12 protein-coding genes are annotated in these 12,695 nt (G+C 51.1%); 8 read left to right on the forward strand and 4 right to left on the reverse strand.

Translation table 11 applies throughout. From position 1 onward, the window contains the following. Positions 1 to 50: 50 nt before the first annotated feature. On the reverse strand, positions 51 to 1,502 hold the full coding sequence (locus tag J4377_RS12490; RefSeq protein WP_038477018.1) for a sodium:alanine symporter family protein: 1,452 nt from the start codon (positions 1,500 to 1,502) through the stop codon (positions 51 to 53). A 209-nt stretch (positions 1,503 to 1,711) separates the two neighbouring features. Between J4377_RS12490 and J4377_RS12495 the strand changes: the two genes are divergently transcribed. Next, positions 1,712 to 2,407, forward strand: a complete 696-nt coding sequence (locus J4377_RS12495; RefSeq protein ID WP_253485787.1) for a TVP38/TMEM64 family protein — start codon at positions 1,712 to 1,714, stop codon at positions 2,405 to 2,407. Between the two features lie 8 nt (positions 2,408 to 2,415). On the opposite strand, the gene J4377_RS12500 is transcribed toward J4377_RS12495, so the two are convergent. Both J4377_RS12500 and J4377_RS12505 read right to left on the reverse strand, forming a co-directional pair. Further along, positions 2,416 to 4,653, reverse strand: a complete 2,238-nt coding sequence (locus J4377_RS12500; protein WP_051626342.1) for a glycosyltransferase — start codon at positions 4,651 to 4,653, stop codon at positions 2,416 to 2,418. A gap of 51 nt (positions 4,654 to 4,704) precedes the next feature. Beyond that, entirely contained in the window at positions 4,705 to 5,133 is a 429-nt protein-coding gene (locus J4377_RS12505; RefSeq protein WP_038477024.1) for a secondary thiamine-phosphate synthase enzyme YjbQ, read from the reverse strand. 225 nt (positions 5,134 to 5,358) lie between these two features. Here J4377_RS12505 and J4377_RS12510 point away from each other — a divergent pair, with 225 nt between their 5' ends. Both J4377_RS12510 and J4377_RS12515 read left to right on the forward strand, forming a co-directional pair. Beyond that, the gene (locus tag J4377_RS12510) at positions 5,359 to 5,874 is read left to right on the forward strand and encodes a lipocalin family protein (protein WP_120387348.1); all 516 of its coding nucleotides are present in this window, start codon (positions 5,359 to 5,361) and stop codon (positions 5,872 to 5,874) included. Positions 5,875 to 5,891: 17 nt separating this feature from the next. After that, positions 5,892 to 6,965 (forward strand): tartrate dehydrogenase, encoded by a 1,074-nt coding sequence (locus J4377_RS12515; protein WP_253485788.1) that lies wholly within the window; start codon positions 5,892 to 5,894, stop codon positions 6,963 to 6,965. 63 nt (positions 6,966 to 7,028) lie between these two features. On the opposite strand, the gene wrbA is transcribed toward J4377_RS12515, so the two are convergent. Next, positions 7,029 to 7,628: an NAD(P)H:quinone oxidoreductase gene (gene wrbA / locus J4377_RS12520; protein ID WP_038477030.1), complete on the reverse strand. Its 600-nt coding sequence runs from the start codon at positions 7,626 to 7,628 to the stop codon at positions 7,029 to 7,031. Positions 7,629 to 7,957: 329 nt separating this feature from the next. Here wrbA and J4377_RS12525 point away from each other — a divergent pair, with 329 nt between their 5' ends. The 5 genes from J4377_RS12525 (at position 7,958) to J4377_RS12545 (ending at position 12,383) form a co-directional block, all read left to right on the forward strand. After that, a complete protein-coding gene (locus J4377_RS12525; RefSeq protein ID WP_038477034.1) occupies positions 7,958 to 8,941 on the forward strand; it encodes a succinylglutamate desuccinylase in 984 nt (327 codons plus the stop codon). Positions 8,942 to 9,180: 239 nt separating this feature from the next. Further along, entirely contained in the window at positions 9,181 to 9,951 is a 771-nt protein-coding gene (locus J4377_RS12530; RefSeq protein ID WP_038477037.1) for an ABC transporter ATP-binding protein, read from the forward strand. A gap of 15 nt (positions 9,952 to 9,966) precedes the next feature. After that, positions 9,967 to 10,668: an ABC transporter permease gene (locus J4377_RS12535; protein ID WP_038477040.1), complete on the forward strand. Its 702-nt coding sequence runs from the start codon at positions 9,967 to 9,969 to the stop codon at positions 10,666 to 10,668. Position 10,669: 1 nt separating this feature from the next. Beyond that, positions 10,670 to 11,401, forward strand: a complete 732-nt coding sequence (locus J4377_RS12540; RefSeq protein ID WP_038477043.1) for an ABC transporter permease — start codon at positions 10,670 to 10,672, stop codon at positions 11,399 to 11,401. 211 nt (positions 11,402 to 11,612) lie between these two features. After that, on the forward strand, positions 11,613 to 12,383 hold the full coding sequence (locus tag J4377_RS12545; RefSeq protein WP_038477046.1) for a transporter substrate-binding domain-containing protein: 771 nt from the start codon (positions 11,613 to 11,615) through the stop codon (positions 12,381 to 12,383). Positions 12,384 to 12,695 lie beyond the last annotated feature (312 nt).

A 12,695-nucleotide genomic window follows, 5' to 3' on the forward strand; every position in this document is an offset into this window, starting at 1 on the left:
GCTGTGCTCGCAGTAACGGGGCTTTCGTCTATCGCGTCAACAAATAGCGTTTATTTCCGCTTTGGCCACGCGCTAGGATCTACTTTATTTACCAATTTAGGGAATTTACTGGGATCAAACACAGGCTCTTGACCTGCTTTCAACTGAGCGTCGTAATCACGGAACAGTGCGAAGGCAATCGGCGACAGCAGCAAAATAGCCACTAAGTTAATCACTGCCATCATACCCATGGAAAGATCGGCAAAATTCCAGATAGCACCTAAGCTCGCAACCGAGCCTATCATCACCATGCCGAGTACCGCCAAGCGATAAATCAGCACCGCAATAGGCGCGCGACGGCCTGCCAAGTACTCAATATTAGATTCACCGTATGAGTAGTTAGCGATCACCGAGGTGAATGCAAACAGCAAGATCGCCACGGCAATAAACATACCGCCCCAATCACCCACATGGCTAGAGAGCGCTATTTGGGTAAGCTGAATGCCGTTGTTTTCTTCGCCAGCCAGCAGTTCAGGCCCAGCCATAATGATGATGGCCGCAGTGGCAGTACAAATGACCAAGGTGTCTAAGAACACGCCCAGCATTTGAATAAAGCCCTGTGCAGCGGGATGGTCTGGCCGAGTGCTTGCGGTCGCGGCAGCATTGGGCGCCGACCCCATACCCGCCTCGTTAGAAAACAGACCACGCTGAATACCGTTCATAATGGCTTGAGAAATGGCATACCCCATTGCGCCACCAGCCGCTTGCTCTAAACCAAACGCACTTTTAATAATGGTCATAAAGGCAGCGGGCAAATCGCTGATATTGAGCGCTACCACCGTGAGAGCCAGCAGCAAATACAACAGTGCCATCAGCGGCACCACTAACTCAGCTACTTTAGCAATCGACTTCAGGCCGCCAAATATAATGGGCGCAACCACCGCCATCAGAACTAACCCCATGGCCCAGGTGGGAATGGCAAATGCCTGTTCCATGGCCTGGGCGATGGAGTTGGCCTGTACGCTGTTAAACGCCAACCCGAACGCGATAATCAAGCAGATTGAAAACAGCACTGCCAGCCAGCGAAGCCCCAGGCCACGTTCAATATAGCGAGCCGGGCCACCACGGAAGGTGTTATCACCGTGATCAACTTTATAGGCCTGGGCTAGAGTGGACTCCACAAAACTGGTCGCCATACCCACCATGGCGGTCATCCACATCCAAAAGATCGCGCCGGGACCACCAAAATAAATCGCTACCGCCACACCAGCTAGGTTACCGGTACCTACCCGTGCCGCCAGACTGGTGGAAAGTGCCTGAAAAGAAGAGATACCGCCGTTAGATTGACGTGAACTGCGCAGCAGTTTGAACATGTGCCCGAAATAACGTACTTGGATACCGCGGGTCATGATAGTGAAGTAGAGGCCAGCACCGATCAGCAGGTAGATCAGCACACTGCCCCATAGCAGTCCGTTGCCGCGATCAACCATCGCCGTCAACAGAGGAGGAAGAGTAAAATCCATATATAACGCGCCTTTTGTATAACAGTGGAGGCGCCTCATTCTTCACGGCTGCACCAAAATGGCAAGAAAAATGGAAAAATTCCTATCAGACAGCAATTACCACTAACTAAATTGGTCTCATTAGCCGCGCTTAAACGCCGAATATGATTTCATCCTGTTACGCCTCTAACGTATGCTGTCGCTTTTTAGTACCAGCGACGAGGAAACAGATGTCACGCACGTTACTAAAAGGCATTGGGCTAGTCGTTGTAGTAGTAATGCTGGGTATCATGTGGCGCTGGCTTCAGCAGCAAGGCTTACTCACCGAAACCCACCTGACCGAGCTAGCGTCCACCATCAGTCAATGGAAGCAAGCTCCCTGGATGTTTGTCGCCGTGATAGCCGTTTATACCGGCTCGCTACTGATCATGTTTCCATTAAGCCTGCTAGTCGTATTGACCGGCCTACTGTTTGGACCGCTTTGGGGACTGGCTTATGCCACGCTGGGTACGCTTAGTTCTTCGGTAGCGTCTTACTGGGTAGGCCATTGGATGGGGCGCGATGCACTAATGCGCTATGGCGGACGCCATTTGCGTGGGCTTTCCGGCTACTTATCCAGGCGCGGCATTCGCACCATGACGGTGATCAATCTGTTGCCCTTAGCCCCTTTCACGCTCACCAATATGCTGGCCGGCGCGTTTCATCTTAATTTTCGCGACTACATGATCGGTTCGACCTTGGGAATTGTGCCTGGGCTCGCGGCAGTAATACTGCTAGGAAGCCAATTGGGCGCACTATTCACCGCGGCGTCTCATCAAGAATTAGCGTGGGCGGTAATAGGCCTTGGCGCTGGCGTGGGGCTGCTATGGTCGCTAAAGCGCGTAGCGACCTCTCGGTCTAGCAAAAACAACAACGACACAGCCTGAAGTGTGGGCTATTTCGCGTAATACTTGGCCAGTACCTCGGCATAGAAATGCGCGACCGCCCCTGCAAACTTAGCGATATCATAGTCGTTAGCAAATATTTTTGCCTGCTTGCCCAGGGTAACCCGCAACGCGTTATCCTCGGCTAACGCCATCACCCGCTGACCCCACTTTTGCCGATTTTGCGGCGTTTTATAGCCATTAAAGCCATCACGCACTACGTCATCAATACCACTAGAGCGTACCGCAACAACTGGCAAGCCTGCGGCCATGGCTTCTAAAATCACCATGCCTTGAGTTTCAGAAGTAGATGCAAACACAAAGATGTCACCTAAGTGGTAATAGCGTGCCATATCCTCCGGCGGCACAGCGCCCACCAAGGTCACTTGCTCCTGCAACGCCAACGCTTCTATATGCTGCTGAATGGTTTGTCGATCTGGGCCATCACCAATTAACAACAAGCGCAACGACTGGCTCCCCTGGCTTTTCAACTCCGCCAATGCCTCCAGCATAAAACCAATATTTTTTTCTTGGCTAATTCTCGAGACACTCACCAACACCGTATCGGCTGGGTCGATGGAAAGCTGATGGCGCAGCTCTTCCAACGCATCACGATCTGTGTCGGCGAATCGCGCCGCATCAATGCCCGTAGGCTGTATCAGCGTCGGTGTTTTCACCCCAATCATGCGCAGATACTCTTCTGCCGAGTAGGTGGGCACGATGACGCCTTGGCAACGGTTAGAGAAGTGTTTGATCAACGAATGGGAAATCAAATTACGAAACAGAGCCCCAGGAAGCGGCACAAAGTGTGCGTAATGCTCTAACCGCGTGTGATAGGTATAGACAACCGGCACACGTAGCCGGCGCCCCATCCATAGCCCCATCGACCCCAGCCAAAAAGGATGATGGACATGGATAATATCCGGTTTAAAGCGGTGCAGGCAGCGGCGAAAACGTGCACTAAACGGATTGGTCAAACGGAACTCACGCTTTTCACCAAAGGCCATCATAGTGGGTACACGCAAGATCGTATCATCGTCTTGCCACGCTTCCCGATAACGGGGCACCAACAACTGCACCTGATGTTTTAACTCGCTAAGCCCCTGACGAAGTCGCTCCACGGAAACCGACACACCGGATACGAACGGGAAATAGTTATTCGATATCATCGCCACCCGCAGGGGCTTCTCTAGATACGGTGTTGGATCGATATCAAAATCTGGGTAATAGTGGCGCTCTTCAAAAATCAGTCGGTACAAGCGCATCGCCAGTAGTGACAACACTCCGACAATGAGCAGGAAGCGAGGGTAGCTGACGTAAAAAAACGCATAAACCGTTGAGGCAACGCTGCTTAGCATACGCCACCAGCCTGGACTATCCACATTCAGCCGAACGGGCGTTATTGTCACATTTTCGCCATTTACCTCGACCACCACATAGTGATGAAACCTGTCATTTGCATCCATCAAAATGCCGCCAGCACCACCCGTGGTGACGTAATCCACCCCATTTACCGTTTGGTGTGAATAAAGCGACAGGTTTGCCGAAAACACGCTGTCCACCGCATACTGCTCCGACAGGCGCATAATACCTTCACTCAACCGTGGATCATTGAGGTAATTATCGGCTTCAAATAAGGGCGCATCGCTAATCACGTTATGCAGTGGCAAGCCAATGAACAAAAACCGATGCTGCGCTTCCGAGGCAGCCAGCTCGCGCTCTAACCAATCTAGCTGCCATGAGGTAGACGACTTACCCGTGCCATCCAAAAAGATGAAATGGCTGTTACCCGCAACAAAGGAATAAAAATGCGGGCCAAAGTATTCATAGAAAAGATAACTGCCAAAATCATTGCTTTCATGGTCACCGTAAGTCAGCACATACGGCACGTTTAACTGCTCTAAGCTTTGGTAAATCGCCTTGTAACTCTCCTGCTGCCCCCCACTCACTGCGTTCCCCGCTGACACCATAAAATCAATATCGCTTTGGTTCAGCCTGGGAATAATTTCATCCTGAAACACATTCACTGAATTATTGATATTACCTACCACCGCAAAACGGTAGGTGTTTCGTCCAGCGAGTTGCTCACGGATATCCGCTACTTCTCTAGTGTGCAATGCCTCAAATTTAGGCTCAGCCACATAGAGCCATATTTGGTGAATAACCAGCCCCGCCACCAGCGCGAGGTTGAGCACAAACAGAAGTCTCAGCCAGCGCTGACGAGTCAGGCGAAAAGAGCGTCGAAGCATGTAGAGGCGCTTATTGAATAGAAGACGTTAGAAAAGAAAGAGATCGGATGTTCAATTCGCTTCACGACCGTTTATCGTTGCCAACAAACGGCGCGAACCTCCTTGCTCTCGATGCTCACCTAACCACAACCCCTGCCAGGTGCCCAGCGCCAAGCGGCCATCACGTATGGCTAGCGTCAGCTGAGTACCCAGTAAGCTAGAGGCGACATGAGCAGGCATATCGTCGGGGCCTTCAAGAGTGTGGCGAAAATAGCTTAGTCCTTCAGGTACTAAGCGGCGGATAAAGGCATCCAGGTCGTGACGGACATCAGGATCGGAGTTTTCATTTAGCGTAAGTGAGGCAGAGGTATGCATTAACTGCAGGTGCAGTAGCCCTTGACTGCACTCGGCCAAGCACGGCAGTGCCCTGGCGATTTCATCCGTAATTAGATGAAAGCCCCTAGGCATTTCGGGTAAGTGAATCTCTTGTTGATGCCACATAAACACTCCTTTGTTGTAGGTATTGTAAGGGCTTACTCGGTACAGAAATACCATAGCCTATTTTCACTTCCTTCCGGCAATAGCACCTCCAAAAGAAACCGTTAATAGCGCTTATTTCGCCATACTGATAGATTTAACACTTATATACCATGCAGTCATTAGGAGCGTGTAATGCTCATTTCCGCCCAAACACCAAAGAAGAAAGTGGGGAAAATTGCTGGGCTTATGGCCTTCAGTAGCCTTGTATTAACTGGCTGCACCGGCATTCCTGACGGCACCGAGCCTGTCACAGGCTTTGAACTTAACCGCTATTTAGGTCAGTGGTATGAAATCGCCCGCCTGGATCACTCCTTTGAACGAGACTTAGACTGCGTAACGGCTAGCTACAGCCTACGTGACGATGGCGGCGTGCGCGTTATCAACCGGGGCTACAATCTCACAGAGCAAGAATGGAATGAAGCTGAAGGCCGCGCCTACTTTATTGACGAAGAAAACATCGGGCGGTTAAAAGTCAGCTTCTTTGGCCCTTTTTATGGCGGCTATAACGTTTTAGAACTGGATGAAGACTATCAGTGGGCGCTGGTATCAGGCCCCAACCGCGATTACCTATGGATTCTCTCGCGTACGCCAGTCATGGAAAGCGCGGTGGAAGAGCAACTACGCCAGCGCGCCGCCGAGCTTAATTTCCCCACTAATGAATTGATTGACGTCGTACAAGATCATACCTGTCCCGAACGCTAACCACAGAAGGAGCCACTATGGCCCACCGCATTGCAGTCATCGCTGGTGACGGTATTGGCACCGAAGTCATGCCCGAAGGCATTCGCGCCCTGGAAGCTGCCGCAAAGCGTTTCAACATTGACCTAGCATTCACAACGTTTGAATTTGGCAGCTGTGACTACTATCTAGAGCACGGTAAAATGCTGCCCGACGACTGGTTCGAGCAGCTCAAGGATTTTGATGCGCTGTTTTACGGTGCCGTCGGCTGGCCCGACAAAGTGCCCGACCATATTTCACTGTGGGGCTCGTTGCTACAGTTTCGTCGCCAGTTTGACCAGTACATCAACTTACGCCCCTGCAAACTGATGCCGGGCATCAAAAGTCCATTAGCAGGCCGCGAGCCAGGCGATATCGACTTTTACGTAGTGCGCGAAAACACCGAAGGCGAGTATTCAAGTGTCGGCGGCAAAATGTTCGAAGGCACCGAGCGTGAAATTGTTCTTCAAGAGACGGTGATGAGCCGCGTCGGCGTCGACCGAGTGCTGAAGTATGCGTTTGAGCTTGCGCAAACCCGTCCGCGTAAAAAGCTCACCTCGGCCACCAAGTCCAACGGCATCTCAATCACCATGCCCTACTGGGATGAGCGGGTAGCCGAAATGGCCAAGCAGTATCCCGACATTGCGGTGGATAAATTCCACATCGATATTCTGACCGCTAATTTTGTACTGCACCCAGACTGGTTTGATGTGGTGGTCGGCAGCAACCTGTTTGGCGATATTCTTTCAGACCTTGGCCCCGCCTGCACCGGCACTATCGGCATTGCGCCCTCTGCTAATATCAACCCGGAAGGCACGTTACCCAGCCTGTTTGAACCGGTTCACGGCAGCGCACCAGACATCGCTGGCAAAGGTATTGCTAACCCTATTGGCCAAATCTGGTCCGGTGCCATGATGCTAGAGCACCTGGGCTATCAAGAAGCCGCTGATACGATGGTGAAAGCCATTGAAGACGTGTTGAACGAAGGCAACAGCCAAGTACTCACACGAGATATTGGCGGGCTAGGCAATACGCTAAGTCTGGGTCAAGCGATTGCTGAACGCATTAGCGGCTAACCAAAAATGCCTCACTGTAAAAACAGTGAGGCATTGCGTTTCAAGCGTGTTGGCAAACGGGCGTTAGCTCGCCAGCTTCGCAGCAATTTCCGCGACATGCTTACCTTGGAAATGGGCAATTTTTAGCTCACGATCATCCGGCTGACGTGAGCCGTCGCCGCCGGCAAGCGTGGATGCGCCATAGGGTGTTCCACCGCTCACTTTGGAAATATCGAACTGCTCTTCAATACCATAGCCAATCGGCACAATCACCATGCCGTGATGGGCCAACGTTGTCCAGGTGGAGGTAATGGTCATTTCATCACCACCGCCGGTCCCGGTAGAGGTAAACACACTAGCCACCTTGCCGCGCAGCGAGCCCTTGGCCCACAACCCACCGGTTTGATCTAAGAAGGTACGCATCTGGCCAGCCATATTGCCGAACCGCGTTGGCGTGCCAAAAATGATTGCGTCGTAGTCAGCAAGCTCTTGTGGCGTCGCTTCTGGCGTCGTGAAGTCCTGCTTACCGCCAGCGTTCTTGAAGGCTTCTTCTGGCATAGTCTCGGGCACACGTTTAACGGTAACGTCAACACCATCAACGCTTTCAGCGCCCTCTGCCACCGCAGCAGCTAGCGTATCAATATGTCCGTACATGGAATAATAAAGAACTAATACCTTTGTCATTACTCACTCCTTGTAGTGTTTTCTGGTAGTGCTGTGTCTTGCCCCTCTCAGGTTTATGAAAAGGGTTTATGAAAAAGGCTTATGAAAATCTCTTAATAAAATAGCTCAGCCTAGCGTAGAAAAAAGCGAATGTTTTCGATGCTCTCCTTCGATTTTATCGATTAGCACCCTTTAATATACATCAATGAGCATGGATACTTTTTGCGCTTAATTTTCATGTTCGCACCTGCGTTTTTCATGCTATCGACGTCCCCCCTTGTGGTTAAGCTTCAGCGTGTTAAAGGTACAACATTACAAAAAGCTGACGCTCCCTGCTCAAGGAAAACTTCATGCTTGGCCAATGGCTTGATTGGACTCTCGATGACAAACACCCTTCTCCGCGGTCCGGCCGCTTTGGCAGCGGCACCTACCAATTACATGCACCGGGGATTTTAGAGATAACCCCGGCGACCGTTCGCCCAGCGGCTCACGCTTGCGTGTTTTCTGCTGCGATACACGGTAACGAAACGGCCCCCGTGGAACTGTTGGGTAACTGGCTATCTGCGATAGAGGCCGGCACGGTCACCATTGGTGCTCCCGTACTAGTGATTTTAGGCAACCTACCTGCCTTAAAGGCCCAGCAGCGGTTTATTAAGACGAACCTCAACCGCTTATTTCAGCGCGAACTCGCCGAAACAGGCGAAGAACCTGATCGGGCTCGCGAGTTAATGTCAGCGGTAGACGGTTTTTATAATCGTCATCAGGCACTCCCTAAACTCCACTACGATTTACACACGGCTATTCGCGGTAGCCTATATACTCGCTTTGTCGTAGAGCCGTTCGCAGAAACCATGATCAATCCAGAGCAGTGGGAATGGCTTGCGGCGGCGGATATGCAAGCGGTGCTACACCAACACCAGCACAGTTGGACGTTTTCTCACTACAGTAAGCACTACCATGCTGCCCAAGCCTTCACTTTCGAATTAGGCCGCGTTGCGCCCTTTGGAGAAAACGATATGGCTGCATTAGCGCCGATGTTAACGCTTATTAGCGCGCTTAGCGCTGGGGAGCAGCCACCTAAAAAGCCCGCTGACACGATGAGGTTTTTCCAAGTTCAACATGAGCTAATGCGTCAGGCAGAAACCTTTTGTCTCTGTTTCGATGAAGATGTCCCCAATTTCAGCCGCTTTGAGCCGGGCACTTGTCTCGCCAAAGATAGCGTAGCGGGTGATTTTATTGTTGGGGACACGCCTTTGCATGTGGTATTTCCCAATGCAAAGGTAGAGATTGGTGCACGGGCAGCACTACTAGTTGTCCCCTCTCACGCCAGCTAACGACCTACGCATCATATCAAGAAAATTTGTTAAAAAACGCTTTAACAACAATAACGTAGAGGCTTTTCAAGGCTTATCAATGTATGTTGAAACGAACGTTTTTCTTATTAATCGCATAAGGAAAGCACGCAATATGCACAAGGCCTGATAGAATCGCCCCTTTTTTCGCGCCAGCCGTCTATCAAGCACGTGTTTTAAACCTGTTGCTGATGCGGCAACCCTGTACTGGAGCCACTGTTATGGCTGATACGCCTACCCCTCTTGAAGTGCGCAATATAAAAAAGCGCTTTGGCGATACAGAAGTTCTCAAAGGCCTCTCTCTCGAAGCTCAAAAGGGTGATGTCATCACTCTCATTGGTGCATCAGGGTCTGGCAAAAGTACCTTCTTGCGCTGTATGAACCTCCTGGAACAACCTGACGAGGGTGAATTGTTCGTTCATGGCGAGCAGATTCGCTTTAAAACGACCAGACATGGCCGCGAACCTGCCGATTGGAAACAAGTCGTGCAAATGCGTGCCAAGCTGTCGATGGTTTTCCAGAGCTTCAACCTATGGGCCCACATGACGTTGCTTGAGAACATTATCGAAGCACCTATTCATGTCTTGGGAAAACCCAAAAAAGAAGCTATCGAACACGCACGTGCACTGCTCGAGCGCGTTGGGCTAAGCGCACGCGCTGATGCCTACCCGGCGCAAATGTCGGGTGGACAGCAACAGCGCGGTGCAATTGCCCGAGCGCTCGCGATGGATCCCGAAGTAATGCTGTTTGATGAGCCAACGTCGGCGCTTGACCCAGAACTGGTCGGCGACGTTTTGAAAGTAATGCACGGCTTAGCCGATGAAGGGCGCACCATGGTGGTGGTCACTCACGAAATGAGCTTTGCCCGCGATGTATCCAGCAAAGTAATTTACCTACACCAAGGCTTGGTAGAAGAAGCTGGCGCGCCTGCTGATGTGCTGGGCAACCCACAATCACCGCGCTTAAAGCAATTTCTGGCCCCCAAATATTGATCAGCGAGGCACACCATGCTTGATTTGCAAGGTTATGGCCCCCGCCTGATCGAAGGGGCGGGTGTTACCATTCAATTAGCGGTTCTGTCGCTTATTCTAGCCATTTTACTTGGCTTGTTAACGGCGACTGCCAAAATGTCACGCAACTGGTTCCTGCACCGCACTGCGACGGTATACACCACCGTTATTCGCGGCGTACCGGACTTGGTGCTGATGATGCTGCTGTTCTTTGGTGGTCAGATCGGTGTTAACGCCATTAGCGATATGCTTTATGACCATTATGACATTGATATCTATATTAATTTCAATGCGTTCGCGGCGGGTGTTCTCACTATTGGGTTCATTTTTGGTGCTTACATGGGTGAAACTTTCCGCGGCGCTTTCATGGCAGTGGATAACGGCCAGATTGAAGCGGGAAAAGCGTACGGCATGAGCAGCGCTTTGGTATTTCGGCGTATTCGCTTTCCGCAAATGATGCGCCACGCACTCCCTGGCTTATCTAACAACTGGATGGTGCTGCTTAAAACAACGGCACTGGTATCAGTGATCGGTTTGACGGATATGGTTCGCGTCGCTGCGGAGGCTTCCCGAGCCACCCATGAACCCTTTACTTTCTTACTTCCCGTCGCAGCGGCTTACTTGCTGATTGCTAGCGTATCCGAGTGGATCTTCGTGCGGCTACAAAAACGTTACGACATTGGCTTTGGGGGGCAATGAGATGCTGGATATTTCTGCGTGGTTCAACGACCTGCTAGCTGGCAACGTAATTTTCACCCCAGATACGTTAGGCTACTACTGGGAAGGGCTAGTTACGACAACCCAACTGGTATTCCTTTCTTTGGTAGCGGGCTTAATACTGGCAGTGCCACTTGCCGTTATGCGCAGCTCAAAGCATAAATGGATTAGTTTACCCATCTATTTTTACACCTATGTCTTTCGTGGCACGCCACTGCTGATTCAGCTATACATCATCTACTATGGCGTGGTGTTTGTTGACGGTATCCAAGAAACATTTTTGTGGCCAATCCTGCGGGAAGCTTTCTACCCCGCGCTGATTGCCTTCACGCTTAACACGGCGGCCTATACGACTGAGATTTTCCGAGGGGCTATCAAAGCGACATCCAAAGGGGAAATTGAAGCTGCCAGGGCTTACGGCATGTCACAAAACCTCATGATGCGGCGTATTATTCTGCCCAGCGCTTTCCGACGTGCCCTGCCCGCCTATGGCAACGAAGTTATCTTTATGCTGCATGCCAGCGCCATTGCCAGCGTCGTCACGCTAATGGATCTGACTGGGGCTGCACGCTTCGTTTATGCCCGCTTCTACGCACCGTTTGATGCTTTCTTATTTGTAGCAGTGATCTATCTTTGCCTCACATTTGCCATTTTGTACTTCTTCCGTTTCCTGGAGAAAAAGCTGTTGGCCCACTTAAGGCCGCAAAACACTTAGTACCAAGAGCACCGTATCAACAACACCGTATCAAGAGCACCGTACCAAGAGCACTTAACAACAAAAGCATCGAGTAATAAAAACAGCCTCGTTTGTTGTACCGTCAAACAAACGTTGGTTCATAGCAACGCTCCCTCTTTTCGTTCGCCCTAACCTAGGGTACGTTAAAGGGGATCACCTCTAGTGAACCTGCTTTCTACGGAGTATAAGAATGAAGAAACTACTAACAGTATCTGTGCTTGGTTTAGCCATTGCTGCCGCCTCTTCTGCCCAAGCGCGGGATTACGATCATGTGCGCATTGGTGTTGACGTCCCCTACGAACCAATGGAATACCGCACAGCCGATGGTGAACTGACCGGTTTTGATATCGACCTTGGCAACGCCCTTTGTGATCAGATGGGCGTGACCTGTGAGTGGGTCGAGCAAGAATGGGATGGCATTGTTCCTGGCCTTCTATCGCGCAACTACGATGCCATCATGTCGTCGATGACCATCAACGAAGAGCGGCGCCAGACACTGCTCTTCTCCGACCCCTATATCACCATGCCCGGCGCCTGGTTCGCTCCAGCAGACAGCGACCTTGAAGAGGCTACAGTGGAAACCCTTGAGGGTTTATCCATCGGCGTACAGCGCGGCACCACCTATGACAACTTCGCCACCGATACCTTTGGCGATACCGCTACTATCAACCGCTACTCCACCGCCGATGACATGGTGCTGGATATGGATGCAGAGCGCCTGGACGCTGTCTTCCTGGAGTTTTCAGTGGGCAAATCTACCCTGCTTGAAAACGAAGATAGCGACTACAAAGTGGTCGGAGAGATGGTTACCGAGCCCAAGGAAGTTTTCGGTGAAGGTTTTGGTATCGCCTTCCGTCAGCGTGACGAAGCCCTTGCTGAGAAATTCAACGAAGCCCTTGCTGAGTTGAAAGAAGACGGCACTTACGACGAAATTTTCGCTCGCTACTTTGGCGAAGAGTAAGCGCTAGCAGCATGTGTATGCCTCCCCCTATCGGGGAGGCTTATACCGCGAGAAGCTATCATGCACACTTACTCTTCTTTCAGTGCCATTATGGTTGCAAATACCAGTTCTAGGCACTCTCCTCCCAGGCACTAGCGGTGATATCGCCTGCTTTTAGCTGAGCGAACGGTTCGACGAATAGCCTTCCCCTCTTGGCACGCCCGTGCCATCCCACGCACCTGCGCGTGATTCTTTAATGCACAATTTTACAGACAAAAGCTGAGATTTAATTGCTAAAAGTCGGCTCATCCCGCTGCTAGCGTGGCCAACTTT

Source organism: Halomonas sp. XH26, assembly GCF_024138895.1.
Taxonomy (GTDB): Bacteria; Pseudomonadota; Gammaproteobacteria; order Pseudomonadales; family Halomonadaceae; genus Vreelandella; species Vreelandella alkaliphila.

What these genes read in the sequence shown, in the direction of transcription:
- J4377_RS12490 (WP_038477018.1), bottom strand. Translation starts at nt 1,502, where the DNA reads ATGGATTTTACTCTTCCTCCTCTGTTGACGGCGATGGTTGATCGCGGC.
- J4377_RS12495 (WP_253485787.1), top strand. Translation starts at nt 1,712, where the DNA reads ATGTCACGCACGTTACTAAAAGGCATTGGGCTAGTCGTTGTAGTAGTA.
- J4377_RS12500 (WP_051626342.1), bottom strand. Translation starts at nt 4,653, where the DNA reads ATGCTTCGACGCTCTTTTCGCCTGACTCGTCAGCGCTGGCTGAGACTT.
- J4377_RS12505 (WP_038477024.1), bottom strand. Translation starts at nt 5,133, where the DNA reads ATGTGGCATCAACAAGAGATTCACTTACCCGAAATGCCTAGGGGCTTT.
- J4377_RS12510 (WP_120387348.1), top strand. Translation starts at nt 5,359, where the DNA reads ATGGCCTTCAGTAGCCTTGTATTAACTGGCTGCACCGGCATTCCTGAC.
- J4377_RS12515 (WP_253485788.1), top strand. Translation starts at nt 5,892, where the DNA reads ATGGCCCACCGCATTGCAGTCATCGCTGGTGACGGTATTGGCACCGAA.
- wrbA (WP_038477030.1), bottom strand. Translation starts at nt 7,628, where the DNA reads ATGACAAAGGTATTAGTTCTTTATTATTCCATGTACGGACATATTGAT.
- J4377_RS12525 (WP_038477034.1), top strand. Translation starts at nt 7,958, where the DNA reads ATGCTTGGCCAATGGCTTGATTGGACTCTCGATGACAAACACCCTTCT.
- J4377_RS12530 (WP_038477037.1), top strand. Translation starts at nt 9,181, where the DNA reads ATGGCTGATACGCCTACCCCTCTTGAAGTGCGCAATATAAAAAAGCGC.
- J4377_RS12535 (WP_038477040.1), top strand. Translation starts at nt 9,967, where the DNA reads ATGCTTGATTTGCAAGGTTATGGCCCCCGCCTGATCGAAGGGGCGGGT.
- J4377_RS12540 (WP_038477043.1), top strand. Translation starts at nt 10,670, where the DNA reads ATGCTGGATATTTCTGCGTGGTTCAACGACCTGCTAGCTGGCAACGTA.
- J4377_RS12545 (WP_038477046.1), top strand. Translation starts at nt 11,613, where the DNA reads ATGAAGAAACTACTAACAGTATCTGTGCTTGGTTTAGCCATTGCTGCC.